This window comes from Pseudomonas sp. GM17, assembly GCF_000282175.2.
In the GTDB taxonomy this organism is placed as follows: Bacteria; Pseudomonadota; Gammaproteobacteria; order Pseudomonadales; family Pseudomonadaceae; genus Aquipseudomonas; species Aquipseudomonas chlororaphis.
The window spans coordinates 3,614,248-3,630,948 of record NZ_CP124732.1 but is presented as its reverse complement, the minus strand read 5'-3'; the positions used below and the strand labels follow the sequence as shown (position 1 = coordinate 3,630,948).

Below are 16,701 nucleotides of genomic sequence, written 5' to 3'. Positions count from 1 at the left end.
CCAGGGTGCCCTCTCAGGGTTTGGCCGATTTTCCCAAGGCCTTGGCCACTAGCTGTTCATAGAGTTCGGCGTAGGGTTCCACCGCCTTGCACCAGTTGAAGGGCGCGGCCATGGCCCGGCAGCGCATGGCGTTGAGCAACTGCGGATAGGCGAACACCTTGAAGGCGCGGCCCAGGGCCTCTTCGTAGCTGGCCACGGTGGATTCGTCGAACAGAAAACCGGTGACGCCGTTCTCGATGGTGTCGGCCAGGCCGCCGGTATTGCGCGCCACCGGCAGCGAACCGAAGCGCTGGGCGTACATCTGGCTCAGGCCGCAGGGCTCGTAGCGCGAAGGCATCAGCAGGAAGTCGCTGCCGGCGAACATGCGGCGGGCGTCGGTTTCGTTGAAACCGATGTTCACCCCGATGCGCCCGGGGAAACGCGCGGCCAGGGCGCGCATGGCCTGTTCTTCCTCCGGCTCGCCGCGGCCGATGATGGCGATCTGGCCGCCGGACTTGACGATGTACTCGGCCACGCCTTCGGTAAGGTCCAGGCCTTTCTGGTAGACCAGGCGCGAGACCACCGCGAACAGCGGGCCGCTGCTGGGGTCGAGGCCGAACATCTGCCGCACATGGGCGGCATTGGCGGCCTTGCCTTGCCAGTCGCCAATGGCGAAGGGGGTGGACAGGTGCGGGTCGGTGGCGGCGTCCCAGCTTTCGTCGATGCCGTTGGGGATGCCGCTGAGCAGGCCTTGCTGGGTCTTGCTGGCGAGGAAACCGTCAAGCCCGCAGCCGAAGGCCGGGGTGGTGATTTCCTGGGCATAGGTGGCGCTGACGGTGGTGATGTGGCTGGCGTAGGCCATGCCCGCCTTGAGGAACGACAGCTTGCCGTAGAACTCCATGCCTTCCTGTTGCAGGGCATGTTCGGGGATGCCCAGCTCCGGGCAGGAAGCCAGGCTGACCACGCCCTGGTACGCCAGGTTATGGATGGTGAACAGGGTCGGCGTGCGTTGCCCGCGCCAGTGCATATAGGCCGGCGCCAGCCCGGCGGGCCAGTCATGGGCGTGCACCAGGTCCGGGCACCAGTGGATCTGCGCCAGGTTGGCGGCGATGTCGGCGGCGGCCAGGCCCAGGCGGGCGAAGCGGATATGGTTGTCCGGCCAGTCGCGGCCGTTGTTGGCGCCGTAGGGCGTGCCTTCGCGCTCATAGAGTTCGGGGCAGATCAGCACATAGATCACCAGGCCGTCGGGCATGTCCATGCGCCCGATCTTGCAGGCCGGCAGGGCCGCGTGGCCGCCCAGCTCGCCAATGATATGAATCGGGTTTTCGCTGTGCATCACCTGCCGGTAGCCAGGGATCAGCAGGCGTACATCGTGCAGGTGCGCCATGGCGCGGGGCAGGGCGGCCGACACGTCGCCCAGGCCGCCGGTCTTGACCAGGTCGGCGATTTCCGAAGTGACGAACAGGACCTTCTTGCGATTGGGGTTGTGGCGGATCAAGGGCAGTGACGTCTTGCCACCTGGGGCGAGAATCGATGTGGAGACCGTTTCACCGGCCAGCGGCAGAGGATGCTTTCCCTGGGTTTGCAATACGGCACTGGTCATCTGTTTCTCCCGTTTTATTGATCTGTTCCTGGCATCTGCCGGCGGTGTCAAAAGGCCAATCCGGTGGCCGGGCACAAAAAACGTTGCGCATGCGAAAGCCGAACGCAGCCTCATGCGTCGACGCAAAGAGGGTGAAGGGGCCATTGCAAGGATTGCACCAGTCGCGAAGGCCCTACCTTTAACCTGACCCAAGGCGTGAGCCAAAAGTTTCGACTTTATTTCCCTGGGAGTGACTGTCCGGTCACTTTTCGAATTCCAGTCTAGGACAGAAGTTAGAGCGCGGGCGTGACGATTAGGTTTTCTCGGGGCGAAGGTTGCGCTGCCCCGGAATAAAGCCGACGAAAGGCAGTCTCGCGCACCGGCCAGGGGCGAGGCTTTTTCGTCTTGGCGCGAAAACGGTGAGGGGCTGCAAGGGAGCGGTGCGGGGTGAAGGTGCTGGCGCTCGATGATGGTGCAGGGCAGTGCTGGCGCAATGCCCTGGCGTGGTTCAGCCCAACTGGCGGATCGGCTGGCCGGCGGCCCAGGCCTGGATGTCTTCGATCATCTGGGCGAAGAACTGTCGGTAGTTCTGTTGGCTGACATAACCGACATGGGGCGTGGCCAGCACGTTGGGCAGGCGGCGCAGCGGATGATCGAGGGGCAGCGGCTCCTGCTCGAACACATCCAGCGCCGCGCCGGCCAGGCGCCCGCGTTCGAGGGCGCTGATCAGCGCCGCTTCATCGACGATCGGCCCGCGGGCGGTGTTGACCAGCAGCGCCGAGGGTTTCATCCAGGCCAGCGCCTGGGCGTCCACCAGGCCGCGGCTGCGTTCGCTGAGCACCAGATGCACCGAGAGTACGTCGGCCTGTTCGAACAACTGCTGCTTGTTCACGTAGGTCACGCCGGCCGCCGCGGCCCGTTCGGCGGTGAGGTTCTCGCTCCAGGCGATCACCCGCATGCCGAACACCTGGCCGAACTGTGCCACCCGCTGGCCGATGCTGCCCAGGCCGAGAATGCCCAGGGTCTTGCCGTGCAGGTCGCCGCCCAGCCCCTGTTGCCAGAGGCCGGCGCGCAGCGCGCTGGCTTCGCTGAGCAGGTTGCGGGTCTGGGCCATGATCAGCGCCCAGGTCAGCTCCGGCGCCGCGTGCTTGTAACTGTCGGTGCCGCACACCTGGATGCCCAGGCTGGCCGCGGCGGCCAGGTCGATGGCGGCGTTGCGCATGCCGCCGGTGAGCAACAGCTTGAGTCGCGGCAGGCTGCGCAGCAGGGCCGCGTCGAAACGGCTGCGCTCGCGCATCACGCAGATCACCTCGAACGGCGCCAGGCGCTCGCTCATGGCGGCGGTGTCGCTAGGGTAGTCATGGATAAAACTGACCTGGCCGATACCCGCCAGCACCGACCAGTCGACGACGTCACGGGCAACGTCCTGCCAATCATCGATTACCGCGATCTGCACACTCATGAAGGCTCCGGGGAAAACGCATCAATGTGACGCCAGCCAGCCCAGCAGGGCCTGGTGGAATTGCGCCGGTTGTTCCATCTGCGGGGCGTGGCCCAGGCCCGGGAACTCGATCAGGGTCGAGTGCGGGATGAGCCCGGCCACCTGCTTGCCCAGCACCTGGTAGTTGCCGATCCGCGCCTTGACCGCCGGCGGCGCGATATCGCTGCCGATCGCCGTGGTGTCGGAGGTGCCGATCAACAGCAGGGTTGGCATCTTCAGGTCCTTGAACTCGTAGTACACCGGCTGGGTGAAGATCATGTCGTAAATCAGCGCCGAGTTCCACGCCACCCGTGTGTGCCCCGGGCCCTTGTTGAGGCCGGCGAGCATGTCCACCCAGCGCTCGAATTCCGGCTGCCAGCGGCCGCCGTAATAGGTGCTGCGTTCATAGTTGCGGATGCCCTCGGCCGACAGCTTGAGCTCGCGGGCGTACCACTGATCGACGCTGCGGTAGGGCACGCCGAGGGCCTTCCAGTCTTCCAGGCCGATCGGGTTGACCAGCGCCAGTTGCTGCACCTGCTCGGGGTATTGCAGGGCATAACGGGTGGCCAGCATGCCGCCGGTGGAATGGCCCAGCAGGCTGACCTGCCGGACGCCCAGCCGGTCCAGCAGTTGCCGGGTGTTCTGCGCCAGTTGCTGGAAGCTGTATTGATAGTGCTCGGGCTTGCTGGAGGTGCAAAAGCCGATCTGGTCTGGGGCTATGACCCGGTAGCCGGCGTCGCTCAAGGCCTTGATCGAGGTGTCCCAGGTCGCGCCGCAGAAATTCTTGCCGTGCATCAGCAGCACGCTGCGACCGTTGGGCGTGCCCTTGGCCGGCACATCCATATACCCCATCTGCAAGGCCTGGCCCTGGGACTCGAAGGCAAAGTGCTGCAGCGGGTAGGGATAGTCGAAGCCTTGCAACTCGGGACCGTAGGCAGGGCCTTCGGCGGCAAGGGCGGGCAGGGCGGCGGTCAGCAACAGGCCGGGTAACCAGCAGGCGAGGCTCCGGCGGGTGGGGCTTAGGGACATACATGACCTCCGAGGGAAATGAGCTGATCCTGGCGCGGTGTGATTAGCGCGACATTAATAAGCAGAGGCCATCGCCAGGGCGAAACGTTCCCTTCGTGGTCAGCCTGGAGGCGTACCCCGTCAGCTCAACCGACCCAGCCGAGGGTCATCCAGGCCAGCACGCCATACCGCGCGCCCTTGGCCAGGGTGACGATCAGCAGGAAGCGCTTTAGCGGTTCGCCCATGATTCCGGCCACCAGGGTCAGCGGGTCGCCGATGATCGGCAGCCAGCTCAGCAGCAGGGACCAGTGGCCGTAGCGCTGGTAATGGCTGCGGGCCCGTTGCAGATGGCGTGGGCCGACGGGGAACCAGCGGCGGTCCTTGTAGTGTTCCAGGCGCTGGCCCAGCCACCAGTTCACCAGGGAACCCAGGACATTGCCGAGGGTGGCGACGGCCAGCAGAAGCCAGACCGGGTGCTGGCCGTTGAGCAGCAGCCCCACCAGCACGGCCTCGGATTGCAGCGGCAGCAGGGTGGCGGCGCCGAAGGCCGCCAGGAACAGGCCGAGGCAGGCGGTGGGGATCAATGGGCCGGGTAGTCCGCGACCACCACGTCCTTGCCGTCCTTGGTCAGGCCGATAACCTGGTAGGCGTCGGCGGGCATGCCGTCCATTTCCATGCCGGGAGAGCCCATGGGCATGCCGGGGGCGGCGACGCCGAGCAGGTCATCGCGCTTGCTCAGGGCCAGCACCTGGTCCGCCGGTACATGGCCTTCGACGAATTTGCCGTTGATCACCGCGGTGTGGCACGACGCCAGGCGCGGGGCCACGCCCAGGCGCTGCTTGACTTCGCTCATGTTGCTTTCGACGTGGTCGTTGACCTTGAAGCCGTTGGCTTGCAGGTGCTCGATCCATTTCTTGCAGCAACCGCAGTTGGCATCGCGGTGCACATCGATCGGGATCAGGTCGGCGGCCTGGGCCAGGGAGCCGACGAGCAGGGCAGACAGGGCTGCCAGGCGCAGAGTGTTGTTCATAGGAAGTCTCTTGATCATCAGGGCGCCTTGGGGCGCGGTGTTGGGCCGACAGGGTGGCGTATTTTGCTACTTTTCTCGAGCGCGGCGCAGCGCTTGTGTTTCAACGTTATACCGAGCGCTGGCCATTCAGGTTGTCTGGTACTGCGCGTTGTCGTTCATCGCGGGCAAGCCTCGCTCCTACAGAAGCGTGCCCGCGATAGGTGTTCATTCGGGAACCGGGCTCAGGATGCCGAGCATGGCCACCAGGCCTAGGATCAACAGGGCCGCCGCCAGTTCCAGGACCATGCTGCGACGCAAGGCGGGCAGGGCTGCCTGGGGCGAGGCCTGGTGCAGCGCCTGCTCCAGCTGCGGAACCAGATGGAAGCGGTTCAATGCGGCGAACACCAGCATGCTGGCGAACACCGCCACCTTCAGGCTGAGGAGCAGGCCATAGGTGCTGGCGCTCAACGTTGCCAGGTCCGGGCCGACGATCAGCAGGTAGTTGAGCACACCGCTGATGGTCAGGACGACCACGATCAGCGTGCCCAGGCTGGCAAACCCCTTCAGGGCATCGAGCAGGTGGCCTGCCTGCGGTTCGTCTTCGCAGGCGCTACGGCGAAGCAGCAGGGCGAAAGCCGCCAGTGCCCCCAACCAGGCGCCGGCGCCCAGTAAATGCAGGATGTCGCTGCCCAGGTGCAGGTAATGCCGGCCGCCTTCGCTCATCGCCCCGTGGCCGCCCCAGGCCAGGGTGGCCAGGGCTGCCGCTGTGCACAGAATCAGGCCGTATAGGGTGAACCTCGGCCAGCCACCGCTGAACAGAAGCAGCCCCCCCGCCAGCAGCAACGCCGCCAGGCGTAGCAGCCAGCTTTGGCCGACAGCGGTTTCCAGCATGAGCGCAGACAGCAGCGCCGGGTCCAGTTCGGCCAGGCTGGTCGCGCCACTCATCGACAGCGCCAGTTCCAGCAGCGCGGCGCCTGACAGCAGCGCGCCCAGCACCAGGGCGGTCGCCAGAGGCCGGCGAAAACGCCATTGGCTCTGTGCACCACGCAACCCGTAAAGGCTGAACAGCGCCAGGCCGAACAGCAGCGTCAGATCGAGGTACAGGGCAAAACGCAGGGCGAGGTTGATGAGTTCGCCCATGGCTCAGTTGACTTCGAAGGTCAGGTTGCCGGTGATCGGATGGGTGTCGGCGGACACCGCCCGCCACTCGACTTTGTAGCTGCCCTTCGCGAGCGGGGCGGCGGGGCTGATGATCATGCTTTTCGGATCGCCGCCGCCGGCCACGCTGGCCTTGACCGGCATCGGTGCGTGACTCATCCCGGGCATGCCGGTCATCAGCAGCCGAGCCCCGGAGAACTGGGTGGTGAGGGGTTCCGAGAATTGCAGTTCGATCTTCGCCGGCGCCGCGCCCTTGGCGCCTTCGGCCGGGGTCGAGGCCAGCAGCTTGGGGTGCGCCTGGGCGACGCCAGTGAGTAACAGGCCGGCACCGAAAGTGGCGGCGATGACGAGATGCTTGAGGTGGGACATGCAAGGCTCCAGGCGGCATTGGCCGCGTGCTGTTTTTAGTTATCTATTGAAGGGAAGTCAGAACCACAGGCGCACACCGAGCACCAGGCGGGCTTCGCTGTTGTCTTCGCCTTCTTCACGGGCGTAGTCCGCGGTCTTGCCGTAGCTGCGGCTCCAGGTCACGCCGACGTAGGGCGCGAACTGGCGGTGCAGCTCGTAGCGCAGGCGCAGGCCGGCCTCCAGCGAGGAGAGCCCTGAGCCGACGCCCCGTTGCGGGTCGTTCTTGCCGTACAGGCTGACCTCTGCGTTGGGCTGCAGGATCAGGCGGTTGGTCAGCAGGATGTCGTATTCGGCCTGGAGCCCCAGGGCACTCTGGCCGCCTTCGCCGAGGTAGGCGGTGGCCTGGCTTTCGAAGTTGTACAGGGCCATGCCTTGCAGCCCGAGGGCGGCCCAGGTCTGCGGCGCGCCGGGCTTGAAGTCCTGGCGCACGCCGCTGACCACATCCCACCAGGGGCCGATGGCATGGCCCCAGAGCGCCTCGACCTGGGCGTTTTCGGTCCGGCCGTTAGTGCGCTCGCCTTCGCTGCGCAGCCACAGCCGGTCGATGTCGCCGCCGATCCAACCGTTCATTTCCCAGGCCAGGGCACTGCCGTCATCGGCGTCCTGGTACTCCAGGCGATCGACCAGCCACAGCGAGTTGATCGCCTTGTCGTGCACGCCGTGGCCGGCCACCGGCGGGAAGGCGGCGCGGCGGTCGGCGTCGGTGAGTACCGGGATCGGCGTGCGGCTTTGGGTGGGCGCGGCGGGTTCCATGGTCTGCAGCGGTTCGTCGTCCATGCCGGTCATCTGGCTGTGGTCCATGCCCGGCATCGGGTTGCCTTGCATGGAGGAAGCCGGCATGGACGCATGATCCATGCTGGAGTGATCCATGCTTTCGGCGGCCTGCAAGGTGGCGGCGCCGAGGCCGAGCAGGGTGGTGAACAGGGTCAAGGCGTTTTTCGGCATCATGCGGCGCTCCCGGCTTCGTCCACGCGTACTTCGCGAAACATGCCCATCTCCATGTGGAACAGCAGGTGGCAGTGATAGGCCCAGCGCCCCAGGGCATCGGCGGTCACCCGGTAACTGCGCTTGCTGCCCGGCGGCATGTCGATCGTGTGCTTGCGCACCAGGAAGCGCCCCTGTTCGTCTTCCAGGTCGCTCCACATGCCGTGCAGGTGGATGGGGTGGGTCATCATGGTGTCGTTGACCAGGGTGATGCGTACCCGCTCGCCATAGGTCAGGCGCAGGGGCTCGGCGTCGCTGAACTTGATGCCGTCGAACGACCAGGCGAATTTTTCCATGTGCCCGGTCAGGTGCAGCTCAATGGTGCGGCTCGGTTCGCGCCCGTCGGGGTCTTCGAAGGTGCTGCGCAGGTCGGCGTAGGTCAGTACCCGACGGCCGTTGTCGCGCAGGCCGATACCCGGGTCGGCGAGTTTCGGCGTCGGGCTCATGGTCTGCATGTCCACCAGCGGGTTGCCGTCCTCCGAGGCCGGGTGGCGTTGCATGGCGCCGCCCATGGTGCCGTGGTCCATGCCCGACATGCCGCTGTGGTCCATACCGGCCATGTTGCTGGAATCCATCCCCTGCATCTGGTCGTGGTCCATGCCCTGCATCTGGCCATGATCCATGCCGGGCATGTCGCCCATGCCAGCCATGCTGCCGTGATCCATGCCCATGTCGGCCATGCTGATCAGCGGCCGCGGGTCCAGGGGCGGCACGGGCGCGCTCAGTCCCGGACGCTGGCTCAGGGTGCCGCGGGCATAGCCGCTGCGGTCCATGGCCTGGGCGAACAGGGTGTAGGCCTCCTGCGAGCCGGGCTCGACCAGCACGTCGTAGGTTTCCGCCACGGCGATGCGCAGTTCATCGACGCTGACCGGCTGCACATACTGGCCGTCGGCGGCGACCACCGTCATCTTCAGGCCGGGAATGCGCAGGTCGAAGTAGCTCATGGCCGAGCCGTTGATCAGGCGCAGGCGCAGCTTCTCGCCGGGCTTGAACAGCCCGGTCCAGTTGCCGCCGGGGCTCTGGCCGTTGATCAGGTAGGTGTAGGTATGACCGCTGACGTCCGCCAGGTCGGTGGGGGTCATTTTCATCTGCGCCCACATCTTGCGATCGGCGAGGGTGGCCGCCCAGCCGTCGCGGCTGACGTCCTCGATAAAGTCGCCGACCGTGCGCTTGTGGAAGTTGTAGTAGCCGGGCTGCTTTTTCAGGATGTGCATCAGGCGTTCGGGCGCCTCGTCGCTCCAGTCGCTGAGCATCACCACGTAGTCGCGGTCGTACTGGAAGGGTTCCGGCTCGCGGGCCTCGATCACCAGTGGCCCGTAGACCCCGGCCTGTTCCTGCAGGCCCGAGTGGCTGTGGTACCAGTAGGTGCCGTTCTGCCGGACCTTGAAGCGGTATTCGTAGAGGCCGCCGGGGGCGATGCCGTGGAAGCTCAGGCCCGGCACGCCGTCCATGTTGGCCGGCAGGATCAGGCCGTGCCAGTGGATCGAGGTGTCCTCCTGGAGGCGGTTGCGCACCCGGATGGTCACGGTGTCGCCCTCGCGCCAGCGCAGCAGCGGGCCGGGCAGGCCGCCGTTGATGGTCATCGCAGTGCGCGAGGTGCCGCTGTAGTTGACCTGGGATTCACCGATGAACAGGTCGAACTGCTGGCCGCTGAGGGCGGGCAGTTGGCCGTCTTCGCTGCGTGCCCAGAGCGGCTGTTGCCACAGCCCGGTGCCGGCCAGTACGCCGCCGGCGGCCAGGCCCTTGATAAAACTGCGTCGTGTGGGTTTTACATGCATGCCCCAAGGCTCCCTCGATCCTGCTGGTCAGGTATGGGGCGACCTTAAGTGGCGCGGCCTGTCAGAAAACTGAGGTGAAGATTACAGATTTGTCAGCCAGTGGGGCGCCACCCGTTGCCGGATCAGTGGGCGATCTGTTCCAGGTTGCGCTTGAGGTTGGCCAGCGCCAGTTGGGACAAGTGCTCGATACGCGGGCGCAGGCTGAGCAGGTTGAGGTCGGAGCAGTAGTGCAGGGTGCGCTTGAACAGGGTTCCGTCCCCGTATTTGCACAACTGATAGTGGATCGAGCCGTCTGCTGGCGCAGAACTGAAGACGATCTTGAACTCCTTGGGAAATACCGCGACCAGCACCCGGCAGCTCAGGTGGATCTGCAGGCCGAGCAGGTCGATGGTTTTGCCGAAGCGATGCCCCGCTGGCAATGAGCCAGCCAGGCCGGTGTCGGCGCGCAGGGAAGCGGGATGCCACTCGGGCCAGCGATCCGGCTGAGTCACGTAGTAGTAGACGGTATCGATCGGCGCGTCGATGTAGAGCTCATGGCAGATGAGCTCGTCCAAAAGGTGCTGCTGACGTTGTTCCATGATGCACCTCCTTGTTGTAGGGACCCTCAAATATAGTTGCCCCTGCGCCTGTCATGGAGGTGTGGAACAGACCGTTCGGCGGACTTCGGATAAGCCCGTCCAGGCAACTAACCAGTCGCTACGCTAGAGGCCGAAAATCACTGCTTAGTTGTCATGGGTTTGATTGTTAAACAATTGTTTCGGCCAGCAAAAACGGGCCTTCCGGCATTTGTATCGGAAATGTACAAAAATTGTAAAAACCAGAAATATTTGTTGGTGAGACGCCCTGGCGCGTCGATACTCGCGACCATCGTTTTCCCTCAATCAGGCTTTTCAGACGTTTCTTAGTTGAACTTGCGCGATCCTCTTGTTGGCCGCGCAAGACGTATGTCGAAAGTCCGTACACAGGAGTCTTTTTATGACAATCGGATATGTCGGCGGCTGGACCAGCAAGGCCGGTCTGCTGGTGCAGGACACTGGCACCCGGGGCAAGCCGGTCAGCCAGAGCGTCAAGGTCAAGCAGATGCTCGCCCTGGTCGGCCAGAACCCGCTGGCGCTGAACGTGTTCAAGATGGACGAAATGAAGCTGCACAAGCAGATCAAGGGGTTCGATCCGGAGAACGTCAGCGCCAAGCAACTGGGCAACATGAGTACGTTCCTGAAAGAAAAGGGCCTGATCAGCGACGTGACGGCGATGACCCTGCTCAACGCCGGCGACAAGTTCGACCGCTTCGGCGTGCAGAAGGACCCGGAGGCCAAGTTCAACGCTCTGGAGTACTTCGCGATCCAGCTGGACACCATCCAGAGCAACAACCTCAAGGGCAACAAGTACGCCAACTACCTGATCCCCGAGTACAAGAAAGCCATCTACGTGCTGCAGAACCTGCAAAGCTACGGCAAGGGCAACGGCACCACGGTGACCGACAAGAATCGCTCCACCAAGGCGTGAGGTGACAAACAAAGGCCCTCGACCGATAAACCGGTCGAGGGCCTTTTTTGTGGCTGGCTGTTTACCGGTCGAGCAAGGCCATCACCGCGTGCGGGTAACGCTCGCCGGCAGTGGCGTCGGGGGTGAAGATCCGTTCCAGGGCCTGCAGTTCGTCAGCGTCGAGGCGGACTTGCAGCGCGGCGACATTCTCCTCCAGGTACTTGCGTTGCTTGGTGCCCGGAATCGGGATCAGGTAATCGCCCTGCGCCAGCACCCAGGCCAGGGCCAGTTGCCCGGCGGTGATGCCCTTGGCCGCCGCGAGTTGCTTGACCTGTTCCACCAGCAGCAGGTTCCTGGTGAAGTTCTCACCCTGGAAGCGCGGGCTGAAACGCCGGTAGTCGTCGGCGGCGAAATCCTCCGGGCTCTTCAGGGCGCCAGTGAGAAAGCCTCGGCCCAGCGGGCTGTAGGGCACAAAGGCGATGCCCAGGCGCTGGCAGGCCGCCAGGCAGCCGTTGTCTTCCTGGTCGCGGCTCCACAACGAATATTCGCTTTGCAGGGCGCTGATCGGATGTACCTTGTGGGCCCGCTCCAGCGTTGCCGCCGAGGCTTCGCTGAGCCCCAGGTAGCGGACCTTGCCGGCCCGCACCAGCTCGGCCATGGCGCCGACGGTTTCCTCGATGGCCACGTCCGGGTCGATGCGGTGCTGGTAATACAGGTCCAGGGTGTCCACGCCCAGGCGCTGCAAGGTGCCGTCGATCGCCTGGCGAATGTAGTCGGGGCGGCCGCTCACTCCGCGCGCCGCCGGGTCGCCGGGGTTGCGGACGATGCCGAACTTGCTGGCCAGGAACACCTGGTCGCGTTTGCCGCGGATCGCCTGGCCGATCAGGATTTCGTTGCTGTGGGGGCCGTACATGTCGGCGGTGTCCAGCAGGTTGATCCCCAGTTCCAGGGCACGGTGCAAGGTGGCGGTGGCCTCTTTGGTATCGGTGCCGGTGGTGTAGAAGTCGGTCATGCCCATGCAGCCAAGGCCGATGGCTGACACTTGCGGGCCGTTCTTGCCCAGTTGACGGGTTTGCATAGGAGAAGCTCCGGTGGATGGGGTGGCGGCCATTGTTCTCCTCGACAAAAACAAGATAAACCGGCTAAAAGCGCTATCACTATTCGTAATTTCTAAATAATTCGCGACAGGCCAAGCCAATGGACCGTTTTAATGCCATGCGTGTGTTCACCCGCATCGTCGACCTCGGCGGTTTCGCCAAGGCCGCCGACAGCCTGCAGATGCCCCGGGCCTCGGTGACGGTGCTGATCAAACAGTTGGAGGCGCATCTGGGCGTGCAGCTGCTGTTGCGCACCACCCGCCAGGTCACACCGACCCTGGACGGCGCCGCCTATTATCAGCGTTGCGTGCGGCTGCTGACGGACCTTGAGGAAACCGAAGCGGTGTTTTCCGCCGCGCGCCACAACCCGCGCGGCACCTTGCGCATCGACATGCCAGCGGGGATCGGGCGGTTAGTGGTGATCCCGGCGTTGCCGGCGTTCTCCGAGCGCTACCCGCTGGTCGACCTGGAAATCGGCCTCAACGACCGGCCGGTGGACCTGATCCGCGAAGGGGTGGACTGCGTGTTGCGCGGCGGCCTGTGCCTCGACGACTCGCTGGTGGCCCGGCCGTTGCTGGCGCTGGAGCAGGTGACTTGTGCCAGTCCCGCCTACCTGCGCCAGCGCGGTGTGCCGCAGAGCCTGGACGAGCTGGCCGGGCATCAGATGATCGAGTATTTCTCCAGCGTCAGCGGCAAGCGTTATGGCCTGGAGTTCGAGGTGCAGGGCCAGGTGCTGTTGCCGGAGCTGCCCAAGCAGGTGTCGGTCAACAGCGCCGATGGCTACCTGGCCGCCTGCGAGGCCGGCTATGGGTTGGTGCAGACGCCTTACTATCACGTCGCCCAGCAGTTGGCCGAAGGTCGCCTGAGCGAAGTGCTCCGGCACATCCCGCCACCCAGGATGCCGTTGAGCGCGCTGTACCCGCCGCACCGACACCTGTCGACGCGGGTCCGGGTGTTCGTCGACTGGCTGGTGGAGTTGTTCGCCCAGCCGGGGATTCACAACACCCGGCTGGCGTAGCTCGACAGTAAAGACAGACGCCCGCGGCGAGGCGGGCGTCGGGCAATTTCGTGGTGGGTTACAAGGGGGGGGAAATACTGGCGCTCTGGATGACTTAGCGGTGGTAGTAGTAGCCGGGGCCGCCGTCGTAATGGCGGTGATGCCAGCCGTCGTGAGGGAAGATGATGCAGCCGGACAGGGCCAGCATCGCCAGCAGGGGAATCAGCCGGGTGATTCGACGGAACATTGCGCAGTCCTCAAAGGGCTCTGGGGTTAAAACCGCCGCGATGCAGCGAAAACTCTTCGGCGGCTGTAACATGAGACCCCGTTCGCCCGCGCCCATCCCCGATTCTCGGTAGGCGTTTGGCATCTGTTTCGATACAGAGTCGATACATTTACATGCGGCATTTTCAGGCCGCACCTTTACAGGTTCAGGAACCCGCAATGACCCAGAAGCAACGCTTGATCTATTCGATTGTGATTTCCCTGGTGGTACTGGGAATCATGCTTGGCCTTTCTTACCTGCAGAACGCTGGAATGATCACCGAGAAAATGTTCCAGTACATCGCCATTGGCGTGGCGGTGACCGTGGTCGTGATCAATGGCGTGATGCGGCGCAAGGTCAAGCCTTGAGAGACACCCCCGACGGCCTCAGTCGCGGCCGTCGAGTATGGCTTCAGCCTGTTGATGCAGGCTGAAGCTCTTGTCTGCATTGAGGGTAATCACGCCTTCGCTGCACAGCCGCTTCAACACCTCGCGCACGCTGAGGAACGACAGCGGGATATCCAGCTCCAGCAAATGACTGTGAATGCCTCGCACCCCCAGGGCGCGCTGGCTTTCGGCTGCCTGCAGCAAGGCATCGATGACTTTCAGGCGAATCAGGCTGGTGCGCAGGCCGAAGCTCTTGAGCAGGTGCCTGATGCGTTCGTTGCGGTTGCGCTCGGCTTGCTTGCCGAAGACACCGGCGCCGGCGTTCAGGGAGGACGCGGGTTGTGCGGTGTGGCCATCCGTTGGCAGTTGCGGGTCGTACATGCAAAAACTCCTTTTCAGAGCCTGATCAGGAAAATGACGGGTGCTCTCACATAACTAGACGAACGAGCCGCGCAAATCATGAGGAATCAGTTGTAGAAAATTTGTGAGGGCTTTGTCGTCGTCAGGTTGGCGGGCGATTGGCGCCTGGCGCGAGGGCGCTAAATTTTCCGTGGCGGTTTCGTCTGTAAGGGCAGGCGGGCTTTGGCTGATGCCGGGTCGCGCCGTCCTTTACCGGGCTGGAATCCGTATCCCCTGTGTGCTCATCGGCATGCCGCGCCAGCCTGGGTTGTGCATCTTCTTTCGATCAGGAGTCGGCGTGATTATTTCCAGCCAGTTGCCCAGGTTTTGCCTTGCGGGTTTGTTTCTCGGGCTGAGCCTTGCGGCTCAGGGACGCGAGGTCCAGGGCGGCGAGGCAAGCGCCGATATTCGCCGCACCGGTTTTGGCGTCCCGCATATTCGCGCCGCCGACGAACGCGGGCTGGGTTACGGTATCGGCTATGCCTATGCCCAGGACAACCTGTGCCTGCTGGCCAACGAAGTGCTGACGGTCAATGGCGAGCGTTCGAAGTATTTCGGCCCACAGCAGCAGACCGTCGAGCAACGGGAAAACCTCACCAGCGACCTGTTCTTCAACTGGCTGAACACGCCCCAGGCGGTGTTCGGCTTCTGGCAGGCGCAGACCCCGCAGGTGCGGCAACTGATCGAAGGGTATGTCGCCGGTTATAACCGCTCCCTGGCCGAGCGCCGGGCCCAGGGCCTGCCCGAGCAGTGCCAGGGTGACTGGGTACGGCCGTTGACCGCCCTGGACCTGGTCAAGCTGACTCGCCGGCTGTTGGTGGAGGGCGGTGTCGGCCAGTTCGCCGAAGCCCTGGTGGGCGCGATCCCGCCATCCGCTACGGCGCAGCTGAAGCCATCGGCCCAGGCCTTTGCCCAGGCGGATGCCCGCGGCCAGCGGTTCGCCCTGGACCGCGGCAGCAACGCGGTGGCCGTGGGGCGCGAGCGCTCGTTCAATGGTCGCGGCATGTTGCTGGCCAACCCGCATTTTCCATGGGTGGGCGGCATGCGCTTCTACCAGATGCACCTGACCATTCCCGGCAAGCTGGACGTCATGGGGGCCGCCTTGCCCGGCCTGCCGATGATCAATATCGGTTTCAGCCAGCACCTGGCCTGGACCCACACGGTGGACACCTCCAAGCATTTCACCCTGTACCGCCTGCAACTGGACCCCAAGGACTCGACCCGCTACCTGCTCGACGGCAAGTCCCTGCCGTTGGAGAAACAAGTGGTCAGCGTCAAGGTGCAGGGCGAGGACGGCCAGCTCACGACCGTCAGCCACAGTGTCTACAGCTCGCAATTCGGCCCGCTGGTGCAGTGGCCCGGCAAGCTGGACTGGGACAACCGCTTCGCCTACAGCCTGCGCGACGCCAACCTGGAAAACGACCGGGTGCTGCAACAGTGGTACGCGATGAACCAGGCCCGCAGCCTCAAGGAACTGCAGGCGTCGGTGCATCGGCTGCAGGGCATTCCCTGGGTCAATACCCTGGCCGTGGATGACCAGGGCCAGACGCTGTACATGAACCAATCGGTGGTGCCCAACGTCAGCGCAGAAAAACTCGCCCACTGCAGCGACCCGCGGATCGGCACCCAACTGATCATTCTCGACGGTTCCCGCGCGGCCTGTGCCTGGGACATCGACCCGGCGGCCGCGCAAAAGGGCATCTACCCGGCCAGCCAGCTGCCGCAACTGCTGCGCAGCGATTACGTACAGAACTCCAACGACTCGGCGTGGATGGTCAACCCGGCCGAGCCGCTGCAAGGCTTCTCGCCGCTGATCAGCCAGCAGGACCTGCCCCTGGGGCAGCGCGCGCGTTTTGCCCTGAATCGCCTGATCGGCACGGGCAAGGGCGAGCCGCTGAGCGCCGCCGACCTCAAGCACATGGTGATGGACGACCAGGTGTACCAGGCCGGGCAGGTGATGCCGGACCTGCTGCAGTTCTGTGCCGCCGACCTGGGCAGCGATGCCCGGGCCCTGGCGCCGCTGTGTGCCAGCCTCAAGGCCTGGGACCGCAGCGCCAACCTGCAAAGCGGAGTGGGCTTGGTGCATTTTCGCAACGTCATGGAACAGCTGGAGGCGGTCGACGATCGCTGGCGCGTGGCCTTCGACGCGCGGGACCCGCAGCACACGCCACGCGGCCTGGCGATCGACCGACCGCCGGTGGCCAAGGCGCTGCGCGCGGCGATGCTGGCCTCGGTGCAACAGGTGGCCGAGTCGGGCCTGAAGGCCGACAGCCGTTGGGGCGATATCCAGGTGGTCAGCAGCGGCGGCCGGCAGACGCCGATTCATGGCGGCCCGGCCAGCCTGGGGGTGTACAACGCGATCCAGAGCGTTCCCGCGGCCGACGGCAAGCGTGAGGTGGTCAGCGGTACCAGTTACCTGCAAGTGGTGACCTTCGACGAGCAGGGCCCGCATGCCCAGGGCCTGCTGGCGTTTTCCCTGTCCAGCGACCCGGCGTCGCCGCACTCGCGGGACCAGACCGAGGCGTTCTCGAAGAAGCAGTGGAGTGTGTTGCCGTTCACCGAGCAGCAGATCCAGGCGGACCCGCAGTATCGGTTGCAGGTGATTCACGAAGTGGATGATCGGTTGCGCAAGGTCGCGACCCAGTAAGCGCGTTCAATCTGCCGTCGAGTGCAGGCCGCACCCGCG

At 64.6% G+C, this 16,701-nt stretch carries 17 protein-coding genes; 4 read left to right on the top strand and 13 right to left on the bottom strand.

All coding sequences use genetic code 11. From position 1 onward, the window contains the following. Positions 1-13: 13 nt before the first annotated feature. The 10 genes from glgA to PMI20_RS16315 form a co-directional block, all read right to left on the bottom strand. Complete coding sequence (glgA, locus tag PMI20_RS16360) at positions 14-1,582, bottom strand: glycogen synthase GlgA (protein ID WP_007926775.1); 1,569 nt, start codon at positions 1,580-1,582, stop codon at positions 14-16. A gap of 487 nt (positions 1,583-2,069) precedes the next feature. Next, positions 2,070-3,023, bottom strand: a complete 954-nt coding sequence (locus PMI20_RS16355) for a D-2-hydroxyacid dehydrogenase family protein (RefSeq protein ID WP_007926773.1) — start codon at positions 3,021-3,023, stop codon at positions 2,070-2,072. A gap of 21 nt (positions 3,024-3,044) precedes the next feature. Then, positions 3,045-4,070: an alpha/beta fold hydrolase gene (locus PMI20_RS16350; RefSeq protein WP_007926772.1), complete on the bottom strand. Its 1,026-nt coding sequence runs from the start codon at positions 4,068-4,070 to the stop codon at positions 3,045-3,047. A 125-nt stretch (positions 4,071-4,195) separates the two neighbouring features. Further along, on the bottom strand, positions 4,196-4,633 hold the full coding sequence (locus PMI20_RS16345) for a YqaA family protein (RefSeq protein WP_007926771.1): 438 nt from the start codon (positions 4,631-4,633) through the stop codon (positions 4,196-4,198). Further along, positions 4,630-5,079: a DUF411 domain-containing protein gene (locus tag PMI20_RS16340; RefSeq protein ID WP_007926770.1), complete on the bottom strand. Its 450-nt coding sequence runs from the start codon at positions 5,077-5,079 to the stop codon at positions 4,630-4,632. Before PMI20_RS16340 ends, PMI20_RS16345 begins: the two co-directional genes overlap by 4 nt. Positions 5,080-5,283: 204 nt before the next feature. After that, positions 5,284-6,198, bottom strand: coding sequence for a copper homeostasis membrane protein CopD (gene copD / locus PMI20_RS16335; protein ID WP_007926769.1), 915 nt, complete (start codon positions 6,196-6,198; stop codon positions 5,284-5,286). Between the two features lie 3 nt (positions 6,199-6,201). Beyond that, positions 6,202-6,585, bottom strand: coding sequence for a copper homeostasis periplasmic binding protein CopC (gene copC, locus PMI20_RS16330; RefSeq protein ID WP_007926768.1), 384 nt, complete (start codon positions 6,583-6,585; stop codon positions 6,202-6,204). A gap of 57 nt (positions 6,586-6,642) precedes the next feature. Next, a complete protein-coding gene (locus tag PMI20_RS16325; RefSeq protein WP_007926767.1) occupies positions 6,643-7,572 on the bottom strand; it encodes a copper resistance protein B in 930 nt (309 codons plus the stop codon). After that, positions 7,569-9,386, bottom strand: a complete 1,818-nt coding sequence (locus PMI20_RS16320; RefSeq protein WP_284168186.1) for a copper resistance system multicopper oxidase — start codon at positions 9,384-9,386, stop codon at positions 7,569-7,571. The genes PMI20_RS16325 and PMI20_RS16320 overlap by 4 nt, the downstream gene beginning before the upstream one ends. Before the next feature lie 122 nt (positions 9,387-9,508). Then, the gene (locus tag PMI20_RS16315) at positions 9,509-9,964 is read right to left on the bottom strand and encodes an SRPBCC family protein (protein ID WP_007928595.1); all 456 of its coding nucleotides are present in this window, start codon (positions 9,962-9,964) and stop codon (positions 9,509-9,511) included. Positions 9,965-10,361: 397 nt separating this feature from the next. Between PMI20_RS16315 and PMI20_RS16310 the strand changes: the two genes are divergently transcribed. Then, positions 10,362-10,892, top strand: coding sequence for a hypothetical protein (locus PMI20_RS16310; RefSeq protein ID WP_007928592.1), 531 nt, complete (start codon positions 10,362-10,364; stop codon positions 10,890-10,892). A gap of 61 nt (positions 10,893-10,953) precedes the next feature. Here PMI20_RS16310 and PMI20_RS16305 read toward each other — a convergent pair whose 3' ends face one another. After that, positions 10,954-11,949 (bottom strand): aldo/keto reductase, encoded by a 996-nt coding sequence (locus PMI20_RS16305; protein WP_007928591.1) that lies wholly within the window; start codon positions 11,947-11,949, stop codon positions 10,954-10,956. A gap of 119 nt (positions 11,950-12,068) precedes the next feature. On the opposite strand from PMI20_RS16305, the gene PMI20_RS16300 reads away from it, so the two are divergent. Beyond that, positions 12,069-12,986 carry a LysR family transcriptional regulator gene (locus tag PMI20_RS16300; RefSeq protein WP_007928590.1) on the top strand — a complete coding sequence of 306 codons (918 nt, stop codon included), beginning with the start codon at positions 12,069-12,071 and terminating at the stop codon, positions 12,984-12,986. A gap of 94 nt (positions 12,987-13,080) precedes the next feature. Here PMI20_RS16300 and PMI20_RS16295 read toward each other — a convergent pair whose 3' ends face one another. After that, positions 13,081-13,212 (bottom strand): hypothetical protein, encoded by a 132-nt coding sequence (locus tag PMI20_RS16295; protein WP_007928589.1) that lies wholly within the window; start codon positions 13,210-13,212, stop codon positions 13,081-13,083. A gap of 197 nt (positions 13,213-13,409) precedes the next feature. Between PMI20_RS16295 and PMI20_RS16290 the strand changes: the two genes are divergently transcribed. Continuing rightward, positions 13,410-13,598 carry a hypothetical protein gene (locus tag PMI20_RS16290; protein ID WP_007928588.1) on the top strand — a complete coding sequence of 63 codons (189 nt, stop codon included), beginning with the start codon at positions 13,410-13,412 and terminating at the stop codon, positions 13,596-13,598. Between the two features lie 18 nt (positions 13,599-13,616). On the opposite strand, the gene PMI20_RS16285 is transcribed toward PMI20_RS16290, so the two are convergent. After that, complete coding sequence (locus PMI20_RS16285; protein ID WP_007928587.1) at positions 13,617-13,997, bottom strand: hypothetical protein; 381 nt, start codon at positions 13,995-13,997, stop codon at positions 13,617-13,619. 316 nt (positions 13,998-14,313) lie between these two features. Between PMI20_RS16285 and pvdQ the strand changes: the two genes are divergently transcribed. Continuing rightward, entirely contained in the window at positions 14,314-16,662 is a 2,349-nt protein-coding gene (gene pvdQ, locus PMI20_RS16280) for a bifunctional acylase PvdQ (protein ID WP_007928586.1), read from the top strand. The last annotated feature ends 39 nt before the right edge of the window (positions 16,663-16,701 follow it).